General features: G+C 59.5%; 20 protein-coding genes. 15 read left to right on the plus strand and 5 right to left on the minus strand.

The window, feature by feature from the left end; all coding sequences use genetic code 11:
• Positions 1-24: 24 nt before the first annotated feature.
• On the plus strand, positions 25-1,158 hold the full coding sequence (locus JQ635_RS10770; RefSeq protein ID WP_211409817.1) for an NADH:flavin oxidoreductase/NADH oxidase: 1,134 nt from the start codon (positions 25-27) through the stop codon (positions 1,156-1,158).
• Between the two features lie 77 nt (positions 1,159-1,235).
• Here the strand turns inward: JQ635_RS10770 and JQ635_RS10775 are convergent, their stop codons facing one another.
• Positions 1,236-1,604 (minus strand): MarR family transcriptional regulator, encoded by a 369-nt coding sequence (locus tag JQ635_RS10775; protein ID WP_211409818.1) that lies wholly within the window; start codon positions 1,602-1,604, stop codon positions 1,236-1,238.
• Between the two features lie 362 nt (positions 1,605-1,966).
• On the opposite strand from JQ635_RS10775, the gene JQ635_RS10780 reads away from it, so the two are divergent.
• The 9 genes from JQ635_RS10780 (at position 1,967) to panB (ending at position 10,572) form a co-directional block, all read left to right on the plus strand.
• Positions 1,967-3,745 (plus strand): AMP-binding protein, encoded by a 1,779-nt coding sequence (locus JQ635_RS10780; protein WP_211409819.1) that lies wholly within the window; start codon positions 1,967-1,969, stop codon positions 3,743-3,745.
• 10 nt (positions 3,746-3,755) lie between these two features.
• Entirely contained in the window at positions 3,756-4,940 is a 1,185-nt protein-coding gene (bktB, locus tag JQ635_RS10785; RefSeq protein WP_211409820.1) for a beta-ketothiolase BktB, read from the plus strand.
• 18 nt (positions 4,941-4,958) lie between these two features.
• Positions 4,959-6,143, plus strand: a complete 1,185-nt coding sequence (locus JQ635_RS10790) for a lipid-transfer protein (protein ID WP_211409821.1) — start codon at positions 4,959-4,961, stop codon at positions 6,141-6,143.
• Positions 6,144-6,155: 12 nt separating this feature from the next.
• Positions 6,156-6,599 carry a MaoC family dehydratase N-terminal domain-containing protein gene (locus JQ635_RS10795; RefSeq protein WP_211409822.1) on the plus strand — a complete coding sequence of 148 codons (444 nt, stop codon included), beginning with the start codon at positions 6,156-6,158 and terminating at the stop codon, positions 6,597-6,599.
• A 9-nt stretch (positions 6,600-6,608) separates the two neighbouring features.
• The gene (locus tag JQ635_RS10800; RefSeq protein ID WP_211409823.1) at positions 6,609-7,028 is read left to right on the plus strand and encodes a MaoC/PaaZ C-terminal domain-containing protein; all 420 of its coding nucleotides are present in this window, start codon (positions 6,609-6,611) and stop codon (positions 7,026-7,028) included.
• Between the two features lie 22 nt (positions 7,029-7,050).
• On the plus strand, positions 7,051-7,878 hold the full coding sequence (locus JQ635_RS10805) for an SDR family NAD(P)-dependent oxidoreductase (RefSeq protein WP_211409824.1): 828 nt from the start codon (positions 7,051-7,053) through the stop codon (positions 7,876-7,878).
• Between the two features lie 11 nt (positions 7,879-7,889).
• Entirely contained in the window at positions 7,890-9,035 is a 1,146-nt protein-coding gene (locus tag JQ635_RS10810) for an acyl-CoA dehydrogenase family protein (RefSeq protein ID WP_211409825.1), read from the plus strand.
• Positions 9,036-9,218: 183 nt separating this feature from the next.
• On the plus strand, positions 9,219-9,692 hold the full coding sequence (gene panD, locus JQ635_RS10815; RefSeq protein WP_211409826.1) for an aspartate 1-decarboxylase: 474 nt from the start codon (positions 9,219-9,221) through the stop codon (positions 9,690-9,692).
• Positions 9,693-9,699: 7 nt separating this feature from the next.
• Positions 9,700-10,572, plus strand: a complete 873-nt coding sequence (gene panB, locus JQ635_RS10820; protein WP_211409827.1) for a 3-methyl-2-oxobutanoate hydroxymethyltransferase — start codon at positions 9,700-9,702, stop codon at positions 10,570-10,572.
• Between the two features lie 316 nt (positions 10,573-10,888).
• On the opposite strand, the gene JQ635_RS10825 is transcribed toward panB, so the two are convergent.
• Positions 10,889-11,560, minus strand: coding sequence for a nitroreductase (locus JQ635_RS10825; protein WP_211409828.1), 672 nt, complete (start codon positions 11,558-11,560; stop codon positions 10,889-10,891).
• Positions 11,561-11,597: 37 nt separating this feature from the next.
• Positions 11,598-12,575: an NADPH:quinone oxidoreductase family protein gene (locus JQ635_RS10830; protein WP_211409829.1), complete on the minus strand. Its 978-nt coding sequence runs from the start codon at positions 12,573-12,575 to the stop codon at positions 11,598-11,600.
• A gap of 181 nt (positions 12,576-12,756) precedes the next feature.
• Here JQ635_RS10830 and JQ635_RS10835 point away from each other — a divergent pair, with 181 nt between their 5' ends.
• The 5 genes from JQ635_RS10835 to JQ635_RS10855 all read left to right on the plus strand — a co-directional run bounded on the left by JQ635_RS10835 (position 12,757) and on the right by JQ635_RS10855 (position 18,104).
• Positions 12,757-13,533 (plus strand): enoyl-CoA hydratase-related protein, encoded by a 777-nt coding sequence (locus JQ635_RS10835; protein ID WP_211409830.1) that lies wholly within the window; start codon positions 12,757-12,759, stop codon positions 13,531-13,533.
• 66 nt (positions 13,534-13,599) lie between these two features.
• Complete coding sequence (locus JQ635_RS10840) at positions 13,600-14,562, plus strand: NAD(P)H-dependent flavin oxidoreductase (RefSeq protein WP_211409831.1); 963 nt, start codon at positions 13,600-13,602, stop codon at positions 14,560-14,562.
• A gap of 423 nt (positions 14,563-14,985) precedes the next feature.
• The gene (locus JQ635_RS10845; RefSeq protein ID WP_246583423.1) at positions 14,986-15,273 is read left to right on the plus strand and encodes a hypothetical protein; all 288 of its coding nucleotides are present in this window, start codon (positions 14,986-14,988) and stop codon (positions 15,271-15,273) included.
• Positions 15,274-16,105: 832 nt separating this feature from the next.
• A complete protein-coding gene (locus tag JQ635_RS10850) occupies positions 16,106-17,071 on the plus strand; it encodes a Bug family tripartite tricarboxylate transporter substrate binding protein (protein ID WP_211409832.1) in 966 nt (321 codons plus the stop codon).
• 340 nt (positions 17,072-17,411) lie between these two features.
• Positions 17,412-18,104 carry a GntR family transcriptional regulator gene (locus JQ635_RS10855; protein ID WP_211409833.1) on the plus strand — a complete coding sequence of 231 codons (693 nt, stop codon included), beginning with the start codon at positions 17,412-17,414 and terminating at the stop codon, positions 18,102-18,104.
• Between the two features lie 207 nt (positions 18,105-18,311).
• On the opposite strand, the gene JQ635_RS10860 is transcribed toward JQ635_RS10855, so the two are convergent.
• Together JQ635_RS10860 and JQ635_RS10865 are read right to left on the minus strand one after the other, a co-directional pair.
• On the minus strand, positions 18,312-19,283 hold the full coding sequence (locus JQ635_RS10860) for an NAD(P)H-dependent flavin oxidoreductase (protein ID WP_349631852.1): 972 nt from the start codon (positions 19,281-19,283) through the stop codon (positions 18,312-18,314).
• Positions 19,284-19,296: 13 nt separating this feature from the next.
• Complete coding sequence (locus JQ635_RS10865) at positions 19,297-20,532, minus strand: acyl-CoA dehydrogenase family protein (RefSeq protein WP_211409834.1); 1,236 nt, start codon at positions 20,530-20,532, stop codon at positions 19,297-19,299.
• Between the last annotated feature and the right edge of the window lie 31 nt (positions 20,533-20,563).

Below are 20,563 nucleotides of genomic sequence, written 5' to 3' on the forward strand. Positions count from 1 at the left end.
CACCGCGCTAAGGAATCCTGCCCAATGAGTCCTACTCCACTGCTCTTTGCGCCGATCCAGCTACGCGAGCTCTCGTTGAAAAACCGAATCGTCGTCTCTCCGATGGCGACGTATTCGGCGATCGACGGCTTCGCAACCGACTGGCACGTTGGACACATCGCAAAGCTGGCGGCGGGAGGTGCGGGGCTGGTCTTTGTGGAGCAAAGCTCCGTCAACCTGCAGGGCCGGATCACGCATGGTTGTCTTGGCATTTGGGATGATCGCCACGTCGAAGGGCTGGCGCGGCTGGCATCCATCATTCACGAGATGAATGCCAAGGCGGCGATCCAGATCGCCCATAGCGGCCGAAAAGGATCATCGCAGCGCCCCTGGGAAGGCGGTGGCCCGCTCGGGCCCTCTGATGTTGCTGTGAGGAGTGAAAACGCTTGGGACATCGCCGCCTCCAGCAGTCTTCCGTTTGAGGAAGGCTGGCCGGCGCCGCGCACGATGACGGGTGAAGATATCGATCTGGTCGTTGATGATTACCGGCTAGCCTTTCGGCGAGCTAGACAGGCTGGCTTCGACGTCATTGAATTGCACTGCGCGCATGGCTACCTCCTGCACTCGTTCCTGTCGCCGCTCGCGAACAATCGCAACGACGAATACGGAGGCTGCCTGGCTAACCGTATGCGCCTGCCGCTTCGGCTTGCCGGCGTGATGCGCGAAGAGTGGCCGGCGCACCTGCCTGTATTCGTCCGGATATCCTCAGTCGATGGAATCGACATTGGCTGGTCTCTCGATGATTCGGTCGAGTTCGCCAAAGCTCTGAAACAGGTCGGCGTCGACGTCGTCGACTGCTCGTCGGGCGGCATGAAACTGCCTCAGGGCAATGCGCTGGTGTCGCGCGCTCCGGGATTTCAGGTCCCGTTCGCCGAAAGGATCCAACGCGATGCGAGGATCCCGACGGTTGCCGTCGGTCTGATCCGCGAGCCCCAGTATGCCGAGAGCGTGCTAGAGGAAGGTAAGGCGACGCTGATAGCGCTTGGCCGTGAACTGCTTTGGAATCCCAACTGGCCGGCACAGGCCGCGCTGCAGATGGGCTGCGACCCGAACTGGTTGCATTGGCCAGTTCAATATGCCTGGTGGCTCAAGCGGCGCGCCGTCCAGCAAGGAAGATGACGGTGCCATTAAAGGTCGATCGGCCATACGGGCGGGATACCTTGAAGGCAGAGGGCGCCCGACAAGCGGACTCGCGATCACCTGCCTGCGAGTTTCCAGAGATCGGAGAGAATACCGTCCGGAGTACCAGCTCGAAGTCGCTTCAGCATGCGCGCTTGATGCTCGGCGAACCGCGCCTTGAGAATCTCAAGCAGCTTCTCTCCCTGGCGGGTGAGATGGATGCGGCGGGTACGCCCGTCTTGGCCGTCGACCAGGCGGCTCGCGAGCCCGCTCTCTTCCAATCGGTTGATGATCGGCACCATTCTCGGGCGCTCAACGCCGAGAGAGAGGGCGAGGTCGGCCTGGTTGATACCCGGATTGTCCGCAACGATCGCCAGCACAGAAAACTCGGCAGTCGTGATCTTGTGCTCACCGAAAGCGCGGAAAATGTCATCGAATACCGCCATCTGGGCCCGACGTATCGCGTAGCCGATCGTACCCTCAAGGTATGACATATCGATCGCTGAAGGAGTGGGCGTTCCTGCTTCGGAGCGGTTTGTACTACGCGTGCTCCCGCCGGACCGACTGGAGCGAGAAGGCCGGGGCGCGGGCGGCGAAGTAAGTCTGCTCAAAGCAACCTGTCCTTTCTAGGCTCGGCAATCCTTCTAGTTGATCGACCGAGCCTGCGCAGCAAGTTTTTGGTTGTGGCCGTGGCTCTGCTCAGCGCAGAACGCCAAGGGGGATTGAAATCATATGGCTTGCATAAGGAAAGTAACGATGTTATCTAATTGAGAGAATGGATAAGACGGCAATGCTAAGGAGGAACGCGATGCGAGCGCCGGGCGCTAAACCGCTCGTCTTGGAGGGGCCGAGCCTCTCCGCTCGCGCGTTTCCAAGCCTGGGCGAGATGCTGGCTGCTGCCGCGAAACGCCACCCGACCAAGCCATTTCTCGAGCAGCGCGTCCGCGGCGACTGGAAGTCGTTGACCTATCTCGACGCGCAAATCGAGGCGGGATTCATCGCGCGCGCATTGACCGGGCGTGGGCTCAGCGCTGAACGGCCGCTGGCGATCTTGTCTCAAAACTCGATTGAGCACGCGGTGATCGCGCTCGGGGCCATGATCGCCGGAATTCCCGTCGCGCCGATTTCGGTCGCGTACTCTCAGTTCGAAGATACAAGCCGGTTAGCTGGGATCTTGGAGGCGCTGACGCCGGGGCTCGTGTTCGCCCAGGACGAGCATGTCTGTTCGCACGGCTTTCAGCTCGCGAAACGCCTGGGCATACCTACGATCGTCGCCAGGAACTCCTCAGCGAGCGAGGAGAAGCTGGAGCGACTGCTGGACGAAGGGCAGCAGTCAAGGGTCGCGATCCCCCTGGTCTCCTCCGAGACGATCGCGAAGATACTCTTCACGTCGGGATCAACGGGCACGCCGAAAGGCGTAATCGTGACGCACGGCATGATGTGCTCGAACCAAGAGGCGGTCCGGGAGGTCTGGACGTTTCTGAAGAACGAGCCTCCGGAGATCGTGGACTGGCTCCCATGGAACCATGTCTTCGGTGGCAATCTTGTCTTCAATTGCGTGCTGCGAAACGCTGGTACGCTGTTCATCGACGAGGGGAGGCCGGTATCCGGCCAATTTGAGCATACGATAGAGAACATCAAGAGCCGACCGCCGACCATTCACCTTTCAGTGCCGGGCAGTCTTACACAATTGACGCGTGCGATGCGATCCGATGCGGAGCTCGCGGAACGCTTCTTTTGCCGTCTGCGCGCTGTGTTCTCCGCCGGCGCCGCCTTGCCGCAATCGACCTGGGACGAGCTTCACGCTCTGGCCGCCGAATACGGTCGTCCCGACTTTTCGGTTTGCGTGGGATGGGGAGCGACCGAGACGGGTCCCGTCGTGTCGATCACTCCAAAGGGAAATACTCACTGCAGCAATCTCGGGATTCCGATCCCCGGGGCGGCGATCAAGCTGGTGCCTACGGGCGATGCGACTGAGCTAAGAGTCCGCGGTCCGATGGTCACGCCTGGCTATTGGCGCAATCCGAATGCGACGGCAGCCGCATTCGACGAGGAGGGATACTATCGGACCGGCGACGCAGGCCGCCTCGTCGACTTGACGGATCCTTCGTGCGGAATCCTGTTCGACGGTCGGGTCGCGGAAAACTTCAAGCTCGCAACAGGCACCTGGGTGCAGGCAAGCAAATTGCGCCTCGCCGTCATCGCCGCCGCAAGCCCGGTCGTGCAGGATGTCATCATCACGGGGCATGATCGCGACGAGGTTGGGCTCCTCATTTTCCCGGACGAAACGGGCTGCCGGGAGGTGACTGGAGATATCCATACAAAGCTCGAAGCGTTGATCCGCAGTCGCGCAGTCCGGGCGCGAATTGCGTCCGCTATGTCTCAGCTCGCGCTAGGCGGCTCGGCGTCTCGGATCGGCAGGGCTCTCCTGCTCGCCGACACGCCCTCGGCAAAGGACGGCGAGATCACCGACAAGGGATATCTCAACCAGCGGGCCGCGCTGTCCAGGCGCCGCACGGACATCGAGCATCTGTACCAGGCTCCGACGCCTGCGGATGTTATCACCCTGATTTCCGCAACTGAATGAAGGACAAAAAATGTCGACCGGCATCTTCATCGTGAGCGGTGTACGCACGCCGATCGGGACTTTCGGCGGTACCCTGAAGGACAAATCGCCGACCGCGCTTGGCGCTGTCGTCGTCAAGGAAGCTATCCGGCGCGCAAATATCGAGCCGGGAAACGTCGACCATTCCGTCTTTGGAACGGTCATTCCGACTGAAGCGCAGGATCTGTTTCTCGGACGGACAGTTGCCATCGAAGCGGGCATGCCCGTCGGTTCGCAGGGGCTGACGGTGAACCGGCTTTGCGGCTCGGGTGCGCAAGCCATCGTCAGCGCGGCCCAAATGATCATCCTTGGCGAATCCAGGATCGCGATTGCCGGAGGGGCCGAAGCCATGAGCCGCGCTCCCCATTCGATCTCCACGATGCGATACGGTCATAGGATGGGCGATGCCGTCGTCTATGATTGGTTAAGCAACACCTTGGCCGATCCCTTCGGACACGGCGCGATGGGACAAACGGCGGAGAACGTCGCAGACCTGTGCCGCATCCCACGCGAGCGTCAGGACGAGTTCGCGCTCACGAGCCAACGGCGTGCCGCAACGGCAATCGCCGAAGGCCGCTTTAAGGCGCAAATGGTGCCTGTCGAAGTTGATACACGAAAAGGAACGATGCTCTTCGATCAGGACGAGCATCCGCGTCCGCAGACGAAGCTCGAGGATTTGGCCAAGCTCAGGCCGGTCTTCAAGTCGGGCGGCACCGTGACAGCCGGAAACGCTTCGGGAATAAACGATGGAAGCGCGGCCGTCGTTCTGGCCAGCGAGGAGGAAGTCAGACGACGAAACCTCTCGCCGATCGGACGACTTGTATCCTGGGGTCTCGCCGGAGTGTCTCCCGAAATCATGGGCATCGGTCCAGTCAAAGCCGTGCCGATCGCTCTGGAACGGGCGCGCTTGAAGCTCGACGACATAGACGTGATCGAGTCGAACGAGGCGTTCGCTGCACAGGCTCTCGCGGTAACGGATGGGCTCCATCTGCTCCCGGAAAGGGTCAATCCCAATGGAGGCGCAATCGCTCTCGGCCACCCGCTCGGTGCGACCGGAGCAATTCTCACGGTGAAGGCCCTGTACGAGCTGCGCCGCTCGAAGGGACGCTACGGCGTTATTACGATGTGCATCGGCGGCGGTCAGGGGATCGCACTCGTCGTCGAAAGCCTGCACTGATCGGATTGGAGGAGTACGATGTCCAAAGTCTATGTGGCCGGGGTCGGAATGATCCCCTTCCTCAAGCCGGGAGCGAATGATCCCTACACGCTGATGGGAGCCGAGGCGACGCGTCGCGCTCTTGGGGATGCCGCCCTCGACTACGCCGTCGTGCAACAGGCCTACGTTGGATATGTTTACGGCGATTCGACCGCAGGGCAGCGTGCCCTGTACCCGGTCGGAATGACCGGGATTCCCGTCGTCAACGTCAACAATAACTGCTCGACGGGCTCGACGGCGCTCTACCTTGCACGCCAGGCGATCGAGAGCGGCGCGGCGGACTGCGTCCTGGCGCTTGGGTTCGAGCAGATGAAGCCGGGAGCCCTGGGCACCATCTTCACGGACCGTCCGAGCCCGTTCGAAGAGTTCGATGCCTTCGCCGACAAGCTGGTCGATGCGCCCGGCGTGCCGCTCGCGCTGCGCTATTTCGGTGGCGCCGGGCTCAGCCACATGAAGAAGTACGGTACTTCGCTGGAGACGTTCGCGAAGATCCGTTCCAAGGCAAGCCGGCACGCCAAGAACAATCCGCTGGCGCTCTTCCGGAAGGAGGTGACGCCCGAGGATGTCATGAACGACCAGGTGATCTGGCCCGGAGTCATGACCCGGCTGATGGCCTGTCCGCCCACCTGCGGCGCTGCCGCCGCGGTCCTCGTGTCGGAGCAGTACGCCTTACGCCACGGACTTCGCACGAATGTGCGCATCCGCGCACAATCGATGACGACCGATACGCCTTCTAGCTTCGAGGCGCGCGACATGATGCAGCTCGTCGGGTACGATATGGCCAAGGCGGCTGCGCGCAACGTGTATGAAAGCGGGGGCATCGGGCCCGACGACGTCAATGTAGTCGAGCTGCACGATTGCTTTGCCCATAACGAGCTGATCAGCTACGAGGCCCTGGGATTGTGCCCCGAAGGCGGCGCGGAGCGCTTCGTCGTCGACGGCGACAACACATATGGCGGAAAGTACGTGACGAACCCATCCGGCGGCCTGCTGTCGAAGGGACATCCGCTCGGCGCCACCGGACTGGCTCAGTGTTACGAGCTCACCAGACAGCTTCGCGGCTCCGCCGAAGCGACGCAGGTCCAGAATGCTCGAATCGGCCTGCAACACAATCTTGGACTCGGCGGTGCGTGCGTAGTCACGCTCTACGAGCGCGCAGCCTGAGGAGCGCGGCACATGGTAGACCGAAGCGCCATTGGTCGCGTCTTGCCGTCCGTGAAGGCTCGGGTCGAGCCGGGGCGATTGCGGTATTTCCTGAAAACGATCGGTGAATGCAATCCGATCTATCACGATCCTGAGGCAGCTCGTAAGGAAGGCTACTCGGGTCTTGCGGTGCCTCCGACCTACTCCTTCTGCCTCGAAATGCTGGATGCTGATCAGCCGTTCGCGATGCTCACCGAGTTGGACATCGATCTAGGTCGCGTTCTCCATGGCGAGCAAGGTTTCGCGTATTACGCGCCGATGTTAGTCGACGATTGTCTCACGTTCCAACCCGAGGTGACCGACATCGCCGATAAGAAGGGCGGCGCGCTGACCATGGTCGCCATCCGCACGAAGGTCACCAACCAGCGTGGAGTGCACGTCGCGGATTTGACGCGCACCATCGTCGTACGAAACTAGGGGCCGGCTATGACAAATGTCGAAACGGGGCGCCCTTCCGTGGGCGACTGTGTTGTACGGAAATCATTTCCACCGATCACTCGCCATTTGCTCGCATTGTACTGCGGCGCCTCGGGCGACCACAATCCGATCCACGTGGACATCGACTTTGCGAAGAAGGCGGGATTCCCCGACGTCTTTGCTCACGGCATGTTGGCAATGGCCTATCTGGGCCAGGCGCTAACTGATGGCGTCAAGGCTTCGCTCGTACTGAGTTTCTCGACGCGCTTTGCCTCGATAACGCCGGTAGGTGCCAAGTTGACATGCGAAGGACATGTAACCGAGTTCCTGCAGCATGCGGGTAGAGAATGCATGAAACTCGCGCTGAGCGCCAAGGACGAGGCCGGCGATGTCAAGCTCGCCGGCGAAGCAATCGTAGCCCTTAACTAGCAGACAATTGAGAGAACGGAAGATGGCAAAACTTAAAGGTAAGGTTGCGCTGGTGACGGGGTCCGGTCGGGGAATCGGTCGCGCCATCGCATTGAAGCTGGCGAGCGAAGGCGCAAAGCTCGTCGTAAACGACCTGGACGGCGACGTCGGCGAGGCCGTCGTGCGCGAGATAAGGTCCGCAGGCGGCGAGGTGGTTGCGGTCAACGGCAGCGTCGTCGAACCCGGGTTCGCTGACCGATTCGTTCAGGCGGCCATTCAAACCTTCGGTGGGCTGGATATTATCGTCAACAATGCTGGCTACACCTGGGATGCAACCATCCAGAAGATGACCGACGAGCAGTTCCAGGCGATGCTCGACGTTCATCTCGTTGCTCCCTTCCGCATTCTGCGAGCCGCATCGGAGCCCATCCGAGTTTTCTCGAAAAAGGAAGCGGAGGCGGGGCAGGAGGTGTTCCGAAAGGTGGTGAACATCTCGTCCATCGCAGGCCTCTACGGCAACGCAGGGCAAGCGTCCTATTCCTCGGCCAAGGCATCTTTGATCGGGCTTACGCGTACGCTGTGCAAGGAATGGGGGCGGTACAAGGTGAACGTGAATTGCGTGGCGTTTGGTCTGATCAATACGCGGCTGACCCAGCCGATCGAAGCACAGCAAAAGACAATCGATGTCCTGGGGCGGGATATCAAGGTCGGCGTACAACCGCACATGCTCGAGTCGATGGCGCGCATCATCCCACTGGGCCGAGGCGGGACCCCTGAAGAAGCGGCCGACGCCGTCTACCTCTTCTGTAGCCCTGAGTCCAACTACATCAGCGGTCAGGTGGTCGTCTGCGGCGGCGGTTTGATCCTGTAGGCGATATGCAGATGTCCTATCGATCGAGCTGGATGACCGAGGAGCTGGAGGCATTCCGGGACCAATTCCGCCGGTTCCTCGCCAAGGATCTTGCGCCCCGCGCAGAGACCTGGCGGCGCCAGAAGCTGGTGGACCGCGCCGCCTGGCTTGCGCTGGGGGAAATGGGGGCGCTTCTACCGAGCGTCTCCGAGGCTTATGGCGGCCTAGGTGCATCGTTCGCTTACGAAGCGAGCGTGATCGAGGATGTCGAGAGCATTGTGCCGGAGCTATCGACCGGAATTGTCGCGCACGGAGCAATCACGGCCAGCTATCTGCTCAAATTCGGTTCTGAGGAGCAGAAGCGGCGTTGGTTGCCGAAAATGGTGACCGGCGAGATGATCGGTGCCATCGGCATGACCGAACCCGGCACCGGCTCGGATCTGCAAAGCATCAGGACGACGGCAATCAGGCGCGGCAAAACTTATGTCATCAACGGCCAGAAGACGTTCATCAGTAATGGCCAGGCGGCCGATCTCATCGTCCTAGCCGCGCGGACCGGCGAGGCGGGCGCGAAAGGAATCTCGCTGATTGCCGTCGAAGCTACGGATTGCAAGGGCTTCCGCCGCGGACGCAACCTCGACAAGATCGGTATGCATGCTTCCGATACTTCGGAATTGTTCTTCGAAGACGCGGTCGTGCCTGCCGAAAACCTGCTTGGCACGTCGGAGGGGCAGGGCTTCGCGCAGCTCATGCAGCAGCTTCCGCTGGAGCGGCTCGCGATCGCGATTGCCGCAGTCGTCTCCATGGAACGCTCGATCCGGCTGACGGTCGACTACACCAGGGAACGCAAGGCGTTCGGCAAGCCGCTGCTGGAGTTTCAGAATACGGCATTCAAGCTGGCGGAGCGGAAAACCGAAGCTTTCATCGCCCGCGTGTTCCTCGACTGGTGCGTCGAGCGCATGATTGCCGGTGACCTCGATACGGTGACGGCGTCGATGGCGAAATGGTGGTGTACCGACAAGCAAGTGGAGACGGCGGATGAGTGCCTGCAGCTGCACGGCGGCTACGGCTACATGCAGGAATACGCGATCTCCAGGGCCTTCATCGATGCGCGCATTCAGAAGATCTACGGAGGCACGAACGAAATCATGAAGCTTCTGATCGCGCGCTCGCTTTAGGCGTTCGCGGGAAGGTGCGAAAACATTCATCGATGGTTGCGCGATCAATAGATGTTTGTCTGCGACTGCCGCCCGCTTTGGAGAAATTGCTTTCTTTGCTCGTTCCGTTGTTGACAGGTTTCCGCCGTCCTCTTTAGGAAGCGCCGATCCTGCCGAGGTGTAAAGCTCACGAGGTCGCCGTCGATGAAGAAAGTGCTCGCTGCGAAGTTCCATGGCATCCACGTCACGGACGCCAACCTCCACTATCACGGTTCAATCACCCTCGACCCGGATCAATGCCACGAGGCCGGCATCCTTCCAATGGAATTTGTCGAGATCTGGAACAAGAGTTCTGGAGCGCGCATCTCCACTTACGTCATTTTCGGTGCGCCAGGCTCACGTTGTTGCATTCTCAATGGAGCCGCTGCACGCACATGCCAGGTAGGCGACCAGATCATCATCTGCAGTTCGACGTTCATCGATGAGCGGCGAATCGTCGAGTTGAGGCCGAAAATTCTCGCCTTCGACCGCGACAACAGGATCATTGATCGCCTGACATACTCGGTCAGTTCGAATTCGTCAGAGCGATATCACTTCGAAATAAGAGGTGAAGCGGGTGATCTCAAACCGACGCCTTTACTTGCCGGAGGACCCAGTCCGGCGCTGTCCACGAATTGAGGTCCAGATGAGCCATATGGCTGAGCCGTCCCTCGATCGTACTACAGTGCCAGCGCTGCAGCGCTGGAAAGAAGAGGCGCGGCGTATCGTGATGACGACCGCGTACGATGCGGTTACCGCGCGGATCGCCGATAGCGTCGTCGACGTCATTCTTGTCGGCGACAGCGTCGGCAATGTCTGCCTTGGATTCGAAAACACGCTGCCGGTCAGCATAGCGATGATGAACCATCACCTGGAGGCCGTGGCGCGCACAGGGCCCCGTGCCTTGCTCGTGGCCGATATGCCCTTCCTCAGCTTTCACCTCAGTCCCGAGGAGACGATTCGCAACGCCGGAGGCTTCCTTCAGCGAGGCGCAGATGCGGTCAAACTCGAGGGCGGCGCCAAGCGCATCGAAATGGTGCGAGCCCTCGTCGATTGCGAAATTCCCGTTATGGGCCATCTCGGCCTCACCCCGCAGAGCGTCAATGTCATGGGTGGCTTCAAGGTGCAGGGCCGCAAACTCGATGATGCCTCGCGCCTGCTCGAGGACGCTCACCGTCTGCAAGAAGCCGGATGTTTTGCCCTCGTGCTCGAAGGCATTCCAGCCGAGCTCGCGACGCGAGCGACGGAGACCCTGACAATACCGACGATTGGCATCGGCGCAGGTCCCGGTTGCTCCGGTCAGGTGCTGGTCTTTCACGATGTGTTGAGCTTGACCGAAGGCCATCGCCCTAAATTCGTCCGCGCCTATCTCGACGGTTTTCAGTTGTTGCGCGAGGCGCTGTCGCGCTGGGCCACTGACGTTCGCAGCGGTACATTTCCGGCCGCGCAAGAATCCTATCGGTTGCCACAGGAATTTGCTGACACAATCGCGAACTGGACGCCACCAAGCCCTACCTGATGTGGTCCGACATGAAGACAATCACGATGGTCGCTGTGGACGAACAGTTTCTGAGAGATAGAGCCAAGATTGTTCGTGACCTTGCTGACAAGGCGGACCCCTTCATCAGGAAGAGGCTGTTGGCCTTGGCTGATCGGTACGACAGACGCATCAGCCGACCTTCCCAGGCGACGAAGGTTGCCGCGACAGCTCAGGGATCACCAACCCCTGCTGTCTCTGACGGGCTCTAGGGGCCGGATGGTCTGCCGTCGCAGCTGCGCCGCCAGCGCGCGAAAGCCGAAACGTGGCGTCAGCGAGCAACTGTCGCCCTCCGCGATCAAAATCCTCGGATGGTCGCAAATTCGGATAGGTCGGCGCGGTCGGTACGCAGATTGTTGATCGGATGTTCGGGATCCACGTAGCCGAGAGCCATCCCGCAAAAGATCATGAGATGGGGAGGTAGACCGATGAATTCCGCAATGGTCTTGTGCCAGACCGCCCACGCTTCCTGAGGGCAGGTCCCCAATCCCTTCTCCACGGCGAGCAGCATGATCGACTGCATATACATGCCGAGATCGGACCATTGCCCCGGTTCCATTTGGCGGTCGATGGCGAAAAACAAGCCGACCGGCGCACCGAAAAAGACAAAGTTGTTTGCGAACTGCTTGAGGCGAGCTGCCTTGTCCTCGCGCGGAATTCCAAGTGTGCGATAGAGATCTTCGCCGTTCTTGAATCGCCGTGTCTTGTAGGGCTCCTTCAGTTCGGGCGGATATATGTTGTATTCGGTCTGCTCGCCCATCGGGCTGATCTTGATACGTTCGGCTACAATGGCCTTGAAACGTTCGAGGTCTTGTCCGCCCAGTGCCCAGACGTGCCAGGGCTGTAGATTGCCGCCGGACGGTGAGCGGCCGGCCGCAAGCAGAATGTCCCTGACGGTCTCTTCGGGGACGGGCTTGTCCAAAAACGCCCGTACGGACCTTCGAGAGTTCAGCGCGTCCGAAACCTTCATGGTGTGTCTCCGGGTGTCAAGGCGGCCGAGGGCATCGTCAATCGATCCGCACGACCATCTTTCCGAGGGCAGAGCGCGTCGTCATCGCCTTGAAAGCTTCGCGAAAATCCTGAAATGCGAAGACCTTTCCCACGACGGGGACGAGCTTCTTCTCACTCAACAAAGTAAATAGCTGGGCAATCACTTGATCTCGGACGTCTGGCTCACGACGACCAATCTGAGCGAGATCGATGCCCAGGAGGGCTCCTCCCTTCAGAAGGGGAAGATTGAAGGGCAGGGCCGGAATGGTGCCGGAAGCAAAGCCGATCACCAGATGGCGTCCGTTCCACGCAATCGAGCGGAATGCTTGCAGGCTCAAATCGCCTCCGACCGGATCATAGATCACGTCCGCGCCGTGGCCCCCGGTGAGTGTCTTGAGCTCATCTCGCCAACCCTCAAGCGTATAGTCCACGACCGCGTCCGCCCCGAATTTGGTCGCGAACTGTCGCTTTGCCTCGGTTGACGCAGCCGCAATGACGCGGGCCCCTAACAATTTCCCTATCTGAACTGCGGCTATCCCGACGCCGCCGGCGGCACCCAGCACGAGAAGAGTTTCCCCGGCGCGCAGCTTGCCCCGCGCGCTGAGCGAATAGAGCGCCGTGAGATAGTTGGCGAAGAACGAGGCGCCGACCTCCGGTTCGATGTTATTCGGCCGGACGAAAATCCCTTCAGTCGGCACGCAGATATATTCTGCAAGCCCGCCGGATCGAGCCATGCCGATGACCGGCGTGCCTGGTACGAAGCCTTTGACGTCGGCGGCCGCGGCATCGACGATGCCGGCAAACTCGGTTCCTGGCGTGAAAGGTAGGGGATCTTTGGTCTGATAGAGGCCTCGTACCTTCAAGCCGTCTACAAAACCGACGCTTGCCGCCTGAATTCGGATCCGGACCATCCCCGCCGACAACTCTGGCTTGGCAACATCCCTGATGCTCACATTTTCGATCTTATCGTAACTGTCGACGACAACCGCCTTCATGACATCCTCCCATGCGAGTTGGCCGGCCGAAGCAGAAATTCTACTCGCGCGTCGTTCGCCACCTCCAACGCATCACGACTGACGTACTGCCCGCACGAACGATTGCTTGCATAAGGATAGATAATAGTATTATCTCTATCTGAATTGCAAGCATCCGGGCTAGGTCGTCGGGGGAGTTCCAATGTCGATGGTGCTGACCGAGCGGCGAGGAGCCGTTGCCGTCATTACACTGAATAACCCGGATCAATACAATGCGCTCGGCGGGAGCCTGCTCGACGAACTGGGCGGTGCTCTCGATGGGCTGACTGAGGCTCCGAGAGCCCGCGCCGTCGTTATAACGGGGGCCGGCAAAGGCTTTTGCTCAGGAGCGCAATTCGGTGGCGACGCATTCGATGCGGGAAATGGAATTGCCGCTCGAATCGAGGCAACTCTTAATCCGGTCATTGAGAAGCTTCGCAGACTGCCCATTCCGGTCGTTGTTGCAGTAAACGGGGCAGCCGCGGGAGCCGGTGTCGGTATCGCACTTGCGGGAGACATCGTGATAGCGGCCCGGTCCGCCCGGTTCATCCTGAGTTTTGTACGTCTAGGTGCGGCTCTCGATGGCGGCACGTCACTGTTTCTGCAGCGATCGATCGGGGTGGCACGAGCCCGAGCGCTGGCAATGCTAGGAGAGCCGCTATCGGCCGAGGTAGCGGAGAAATGGGGTCTGATCTGGAAAGTCACCGAAGATGCTGACTTGCTTCCAGAGGCGTTGAATATCGCGCGACGGCTCGCGGATGGCCCGTCCATTGGCCTTGGACTCATTAAGGACCAACTTGAGATGGCTTGGAGCGCGACCGTTCCCGACGCGCTGGACGCCGAAGCCCTATCTCAAGGGCGAGCGTTCGTGACAAACGATCTTCGCGAGGGCGTCGCCGCGTTCATGCAGAAACGCACGGCCCGTTTCGAGGGCAAATAACCGCCATCGGTGCGCGGCAACGGACTGTTTCCGTTCGCGGAGGCACCCACTCAGGAGCCTGTAGCAATGGTTGAACGTAACTTCCTTGAGGGGCGTTTGCGGCTGCCTATGATTGGCGCGCCGCTCTTCATCGTTTCATGTCCTGAGCTCGTGATCGCTCAGTGCAAAGCGGGCGTGGTCGGATCGTTTCCCGCGCTGAACGCAAGGCCTCTTTCGATGCTGGAAGAATGGCTCAAGCGGACCAAGGGTGAGCTTGGGGAGCATGACGCGCGCCACCGCGACCGCCCGTCGGCGCCGTTCGCTGTCAATTTGATCGTGCACGCGTCCAACGACCGCCTGATGCACGATGTCCAGATGTGCATGAAGTACGAAGTCCCGCTGGTGATCACGTCGCTCGGTGCGCGAAAGGAAGTGAATGATGCCATCCACAGTTACGGCGGGGTCGTGATGCACGACGTCGTCAACCAGGCGTTTGCCCGCAAGGCGATCGAAAAGGGCGCCGATGGTCTGATCTTGGTGGCGTCCGGGGCGGGGGGCCATGCCGGACGGCTCTCGCCATTCGCCTTCGTGCAGGAGACACGGCAATGGTTCGATGGACCCATCGCCCTCTCCGGTGCGATTGCGACCGGAGGCTCGATTTTAGCTGCGCGAGCGCTTGGTGCCGACTTTGCCTATGTCGGATCGGCCTTCATTGCCACCGCTGAGGCCAATGCAAATGCAGCCTACAAGCAAGGCATCGTGGATGGTTGCGCTGCAGACATCGTCTACACCAACCTGTTCACCGGCGTGCACGGCAATTATCTGCGCGGTTCGATCGAGAATGCAGGGTTTGATCCGGACAATCTTCAAGAGTCGGATCCCTCGCAGATGAACTTCGGCTCGGGCGGCAATTCCGATGCAAAGGTGTGGAGGGATATCTGGGGGGCAGGTCAAGGCATCGGAGCCGTTCACGCGGTTACGACCGTCCGCGAGTATGTCGACAGGCTCGAACGTGAATATCGGTCGGTCGCTCGCGCTCTTGCAGCTTGACGGGCGCCGAGCCGGTCAAATCGGCAACCGATCCGGTCGCGGACAATACCTTGTCAGCCGGGTTCCAGTGGCGCCACTGAGCCGACGCAACTCCGGTTTGCTCGGTACGCATCCGGTAAAGACCCTGGCTAGATCTGTCGTTTCCGTTTGGTCTGGGTCTGGCCGCAAAATGGTTTTGGTGTTCAGTCCGGGATTAGTGGTTCTCTTGGAGTCCAGTTTGGGTCAATCCGAGCCGGATAGCTGTGATCGTGTCTCCATCGGAGTCCTTTGAGGTGATCCCGCAAGCTCGTCCTTGCCCCCGTGGGTTCGGCAGCTTGTTTTCCAAGTTGTTCGTCAGGCCGGGAAAGATTGACGTCTTTTGGGCCATAAGGACGTTGAACCCGTTGGCCAAATCTCTATTTTCCGAGCAGGAGATCTATCATTTTGAAGTCGGCCCGCGACAGTCCAAGCGTACCGGTACAGCCGAACGTCAGGCGGCGTGCGGTCTTGGAAACGGCACGGAAACTTGGTCTGCTCGGCGGCGAAAACCGTCGGATCGGCGGCCGCGTTTGCCGAGATCTGGTGGCCGCCGCGATGAAAAATTCCGGCATAACGTCCGACACCGAGCTTATCGAGTACGCGCTGGCGGAGGTGGCGCTCGAAGACGACTTCTGCACGAGACTCATCCGTCGGAAAGGCCGGGTCGCGAAAGACGCCGACCTTGAGTTTTGATCTGCTCCGTGCGCTGCGGCGGATCAAGCCGCATAGTACTGCGACCGCGATTCACCGCCGCCATGCCAGTCGTGGAGGCGAGGCATCTTTGCGTGCGCCGAACTGCTCTTAGATATACGCGCGTCTGCATCGATGTGCTTCGAAGTCGGACTCCGCGAGCACGGCCTGATCGCCGCCCTGGTGCGCCCCGATTACTACCTCTTCGCCGTTGCCAGGGAGATGACGGATCTTAACGCAATAAGCAATCTGCTTGACACGCGCCTATCCTTGGTGAGCCACCGCGATTGGCCGATGCCGTCCCGCACAGAGGCCGCACCATGAAGCCGACGCCTCGGAGGCGTCGATCCGCCAGCTTTGACGCGCACTCAAGGTAGGATTATGCGCTGTAAGCCATTGATCTCTAATGATCCGATTTTGGTTCAGTTGAAAAAATTTCCGCGAGATATCAATGCGAATGGAATGTCTTTTATCAGAGGATCCCAGCTTCTAGCCTTGGTGGCCCACCATCTCAAGGCCCCGCTAAAGCGGGGCTTTTTGGTTTCAGGCAGCAGAACAAGGCGCGTCTCGTGCGACGTGGTCGGACGTCGCACACTGGATTGCTATTAGAGCGAGCAATACGGAGACGCATCGGTCGACCTTTGCCTCCGGCGACCGTTGGTCGGGATTGATTTCGGGCATACCCTTGGATGTGGGGGCCTAAACTCCGTTTTCTCTGAAAACTGTTGACAATTTGCACTTGGTGGCGCTTTTGTCGATCCGCGGTGAGCGGAGCGGAAGTCTTCTCCGCCGCATGCGCGCTCTCGCGCGAGCCTAGGGCAGGGAGTTACCAGGGATGAACCACGCTCTCCGTAGCGTTTTCACCGCAATCGTGTGCGCCTTTCTTGCTTGTGCTGCGAACGCGGAAGGCTATCCAAGCAGAGTAGTGACACTCATCGTTCCATTTGCACCAGGCGGACCCACGGACCTGATGGGAAGAACGATCGCTGACGGGCTGTCGAAGGAGTTCGGACAGGCCGTGATCGTTGAAAATAAGCCAGGCGCAACGGGGATTGTTGGCCTCGGAGCCCTTGAACGAAGCGCTGCCGACGGCCATACGCTCCTGCTCTTGCCGAGCTCAACGGCGGTCGCACATGTCGCCCAAAAGAAGCCGTTTCAGCTGTCTCAGCAAGCCACCCCCTTGGGGAATATTCTGACGCAGTCCGCCTTCATCTTCGTCAATCCGAAGGTTATCGACGTAACGTCGTTGCAAGAGCTTGTCGCCTATCTTCGAAAGAATCCAGGAACAGGATATACTTCGTCTGGGGCAGGCAGTCCTTCACACTTGCACACTCAAGCCTGGGCAGACGGACTGGGACTTGAGCTAACTCACGTCGCTTATCGTGGAATTGCGCCGGCGGTAATGGATGTGATCGGAGGCCGAGTGCCATTGATCTTGTCGACGCTCACGTCAATAAAACCGTACATCGAAGACGGAAGCATACGAGCCATCGCTGCGCTTTCTCCCGAGAGGCAGGCCTATCTTCCGAACGTGAAGACTTCGACAGAGCAAGGTTTTCCCGACTTCCGGGTACCAGTCTACGTAGGCATAGCTGTAACTGCAGGCACGCCAGAACCAATTGTGCTGAGGCTGAGGGCGGCGCTCAAACGTATCGTTGAGGGAGACGCATATCGTAAGGTCTTCGACGGTTCCGATGGAATCCCCGAGTATATCGATGGCCCAAAGTGGGGAGCACTGATCCAAGATTCCTATGATTCCGCTGCCAAGATCGCGCGTGAGCGCAATCTTACATTTCAATAAGCTGAAAATACTTGGGATGGAGTGGCCACGACAAGTGAGCTTGAGGATAGACGATCAATTACTTTCCGCTGACCCAAGCCTGGCTCGGTGCCGCGGCATAAAAGCAGCGTTAAATGTCCTCATTGGCGGCGAAAAGCCATGTTCTGTATACGCGGAGTCCCGCCGTATACAATGGCATGCCATGCTGCTATTTTTTACCTACGGGTGGATGCTGTGAGGTCGGCTTGGAGAGCCAGTAAGTAGGTATCGGTCACACCACCAGGGACTGGACGCGCCGAAATATCGAACGCTTTGGTGCGCCACCTTGCAGGACCCCTGCTGAATGAGGTCGAAGGACGTTATGACCGACGAGATGACGCTGCCGGATCGTACGAAGTTCGCATCTGCTGCCGACTACGCTTATGCGGCGCTTCGACGCGAGATCATTGAAGGGCGATTTGCTCCCGGAAGGCGAATGCGCGAAATCGAATTGGCAGAGCATCTTGGCATTAGCCGAACGCCTACTCGCCAAGCGCTCACGAGACTTGAGCTCGAGGGATTGCTGAATCTTCGGCCGAGAGCTGGACTTGTTGTTTCCGTACTCGACATTGATGCGGTCGAAGAGCTCTACGAGATGTGCGCTGCCCTTGAAGGCACCGCCGCTGCGATGGCGGCAAAGAACGCAAGCCCGAAAGATCTCGCTGGGCTCGCCAAATTAGTCGCCGCAGGTGAGAAACTCGGTCGCGAACCGCTTAGCTTTTATCGGCATGACAGGGATTTGCACGCCGCGATTCAAGCGGCCGCTCACAACCGCTATCTCGAGAAGAGCCTATCCGTCCTACAAGATTCAACCGCTCTTCTGGGGCCAACAATGTCGGCCGGGAAGGGCTTTTTCGCTGCTGCTCAGACCGAGCACGCTGCAATCGTGCAGGCGATTTCGCAAAGAGACGCGAAAAAGGCCGAAAGCTTAGCTCAAGCGCATGTCCGGAGCGCGCTTGACGTCTGTCGGTCGATTCTAGGGAAGGAGCGAGATTTGGAATCGCGGGGCGACTGAGACGGCACCTTGAAGCGCGTGCGAGCCGGGTCTGCATCGTTGTTTGCCGAGCCCAACGGCCTGGCTTGGTAACGACGCAATCTCTCTAAAGAAAAGCGAGACGTTGCCGAAAGCAACACTTCCGCATCTGTTCGATGTTGGACACGTGCCGAAGTAACTCCACCGGTGATGAGACACCGGCCATTCCGATAGGGTCCATCTCGTTCCTCACGGCAGCGGACCGGCCGCTTCGTTATATTCGCGCGCTAACCGTGCGACGAGCTCAGATGTGCTCGGGATATCATCAATCAGGCCGACCCCCTGACCAGCCGACCAAAGATCACGCCACGGCTTCCGTTCCGCCAGACGAGCCGGGTTCGCGCGCGAGAAGTCGGTAAGGCCATCGAGCGGGAACCCGTTATCGGCGATCGATCTCCCAAGAAAGTTGCAGTTGACGCCTCGGGTAAAGACCGGCGTGTAGATGATCTCGTGACTTTGGCTCTCGACGATCATGGACTTATACCCCGCCGGTGCCATCGACTCCTGCGTGGCGATGAAGCGCGTGCCCATATAACAAAGGTCGGCACCGAGCGCCTGCGCAGCCCGTATGGATCGACCGTCGGAGATCGCGCCGCCTAGCACGATTGTGCCCGAAAAGAACTTTCTCACCTGCGGCAGGAAGGCGAACGGGTTGAGCGTACCTGCGTGTCCGCCGCCTCCGCCACAAATGAGGATAAGTCCGTCTACCCCGGCCGCGGCCGCCTTTTCCGCATGGCGAAGGGTCGTCACGTCGTGAAAGATTTGACCGCCCCAGCCGTGCACTTCGCTAACGAGTTCCGTCGGATCGCCTTTTACAGTGATAACCAGAGGAATCTGCCGTTTCCGACAGACCTCTAAATCCCGAATGTGTCTCGGGGTGTCGCCACGTTCACGTGAAGGAGCCCCAATGTTCGCGGCAACGGGACCAGTAGCCTTGCCGGTATGCCTGCTGAAGGCGCTGAGTCGCTGACCGATTTGGTCGAACCACTCGTCGTATTCTTCCGAAGATCTCGTGGACGATGACGCGGCGACGCCAACCACGCGAGCCTCCGCTGCTGCGGCGACGAGCTCCGGTCCGGTTACAAGGAACATCGGGGCTGCAATGATCGGCACCGCGAGGTCTGCGAACAGCGTGGTCTTTTCAGGAGTACGGCTCGTCACAAAAAATCCCCTTCTAAAGCGCCAGATCGCCGGCGAGCATTTGCTTGACGATCTGACGCCGAAGAATTTCGTTCGTTCCGTCGGCGACGTTGATCTTTCGCATTGTAATGTAGGCGTCCGTTAGGTGCATTTCGTTCGTCATGCCAATCGCGCCGTGAAGCTGGATCACTCGATCGACGGCCTTGACGCCGGCTTCGACCGCGAAGGCCTTCGTCATCGAGAGTTCCTTTTGCGCAGTGGCCCCTCGATCGATCAGTTGGGCGACGTTCAAGCTCATCAAGTGCGCGGCATGAACTTGCATCGCTGACTCGGCGAGAGGAAACATTACGCCCTGATATTCTGAGAGCGGTCGCCCGAAGGTTCGACGCACCTTCGCGTACTCGAAGGCCATTTCGAGGGCCCATCGTCCAATCCCCACGACGCGAGCCGAGTTATAGATGCGCCCGAGGTTTACTCCGAGCATCGCCGTGCGAAAACCGCTATGCAAAGATCCCACCAGATGCATCGGCTCGAGCCGTACGTTGTCAAAATGAAGCATTGCTTCGTCGCCGCCAGGGCTGCCCCACATTCGAATGACCTTTTCGATATTGAAGCCGGTCGAGGCGGTTGGAACGATAAAGGTGCTGATGCCCCCAGCGCGGCGTTCGGCTCGCTCGGGATCCGTGACTGCAAAAATGACCGCGTAGTCGGCGTGAGGGCTGTTGGTGGTCCAGATCTTATTGCCGTTGAGACGCCAGCCGTCTCTGTCAGGTGTTGCCCGAGTCTTTATCATCGCCGCGTCGGAGCCCGCTTCCGGCTCGGAGAGACCGAAACAAAGCGTCGCCTTGCCGCTCATGATGTCGGGCAGAAGTATGGCCTTTGCGTCGGGGTGCAAATTGTCGAGCACGGCGCTGGGGCCTTTAGCCCAATGGCTCAGCACGTGATGACCTAGCCAATATTTCATTCCGCACATCCGGAATATTTGTTCCCAGACTGCGAAATAGGCGACGAGGGGAAAGCCACCGCCGCCCATGTGTTGGGGGGCGCACATCGCATAAAACCCCTCTTGAGCCGACGCTACCCTGACATCGTGGATCAGGCGGAGTACGTCAGGCGCAAACCGTCCGTCCCTCTCGTACAGGAGGCGCTGATCGCTCAAGAGCCGCTCATGCTTTTGATGAAGCGGAAATATCTTGGTCTTCAGGAAATTTCCGACTGCGTCGAGAAGCATCCGGACATCTTCGGGGTAGTCGTAGGCGATTGCGGTCATCGGTACGCACCTAGAGTGTTAGCGAGACGGT

The sequence above is a fragment of the Bradyrhizobium iriomotense genome (assembly GCF_018130765.1).
GTDB lineage: Bacteria > Pseudomonadota > Alphaproteobacteria > Rhizobiales > Xanthobacteraceae > Bradyrhizobium > Bradyrhizobium iriomotense_A.

Excerpts from the sequence above, each read along its gene's own strand:
- JQ635_RS10770 (WP_211409817.1), top strand. The coding sequence starts at position 25 with ATGAGTCCTACTCCACTGCTCTTTGCGCCGATCCAGCTACGCGAGCTC.
- JQ635_RS10775 (WP_211409818.1), bottom strand. The coding sequence starts at position 1,604 with ATGGCGGTATTCGATGACATTTTCCGCGCTTTCGGTGAGCACAAGATC.
- JQ635_RS10780 (WP_211409819.1), top strand. The coding sequence starts at position 1,967 with ATGCGAGCGCCGGGCGCTAAACCGCTCGTCTTGGAGGGGCCGAGCCTC.
- bktB (WP_211409820.1), top strand. The coding sequence starts at position 3,756 with ATGTCGACCGGCATCTTCATCGTGAGCGGTGTACGCACGCCGATCGGG.
- JQ635_RS10790 (WP_211409821.1), top strand. The coding sequence starts at position 4,959 with ATGTCCAAAGTCTATGTGGCCGGGGTCGGAATGATCCCCTTCCTCAAG.
- JQ635_RS10795 (WP_211409822.1), top strand. The coding sequence starts at position 6,156 with ATGGTAGACCGAAGCGCCATTGGTCGCGTCTTGCCGTCCGTGAAGGCT.
- JQ635_RS10800 (WP_211409823.1), top strand. The coding sequence starts at position 6,609 with ATGACAAATGTCGAAACGGGGCGCCCTTCCGTGGGCGACTGTGTTGTA.
- JQ635_RS10805 (WP_211409824.1), top strand. The coding sequence starts at position 7,051 with ATGGCAAAACTTAAAGGTAAGGTTGCGCTGGTGACGGGGTCCGGTCGG.
- JQ635_RS10810 (WP_211409825.1), top strand. The coding sequence starts at position 7,890 with ATGTCCTATCGATCGAGCTGGATGACCGAGGAGCTGGAGGCATTCCGG.
- panD (WP_211409826.1), top strand. The coding sequence starts at position 9,219 with ATGAAGAAAGTGCTCGCTGCGAAGTTCCATGGCATCCACGTCACGGAC.
- panB (WP_211409827.1), top strand. The coding sequence starts at position 9,700 with ATGAGCCATATGGCTGAGCCGTCCCTCGATCGTACTACAGTGCCAGCG.
- JQ635_RS10825 (WP_211409828.1), bottom strand. The coding sequence starts at position 11,560 with ATGAAGGTTTCGGACGCGCTGAACTCTCGAAGGTCCGTACGGGCGTTT.
- JQ635_RS10830 (WP_211409829.1), bottom strand. The coding sequence starts at position 12,575 with ATGAAGGCGGTTGTCGTCGACAGTTACGATAAGATCGAAAATGTGAGC.
- JQ635_RS10835 (WP_211409830.1), top strand. The coding sequence starts at position 12,757 with ATGTCGATGGTGCTGACCGAGCGGCGAGGAGCCGTTGCCGTCATTACA.
- JQ635_RS10840 (WP_211409831.1), top strand. The coding sequence starts at position 13,600 with ATGGTTGAACGTAACTTCCTTGAGGGGCGTTTGCGGCTGCCTATGATT.
- JQ635_RS10850 (WP_211409832.1), top strand. The coding sequence starts at position 16,106 with ATGAACCACGCTCTCCGTAGCGTTTTCACCGCAATCGTGTGCGCCTTT.
- JQ635_RS10855 (WP_211409833.1), top strand. The coding sequence starts at position 17,412 with ATGACCGACGAGATGACGCTGCCGGATCGTACGAAGTTCGCATCTGCT.
- JQ635_RS10865 (WP_211409834.1), bottom strand. The coding sequence starts at position 20,532 with ATGACCGCAATCGCCTACGACTACCCCGAAGATGTCCGGATGCTTCTC.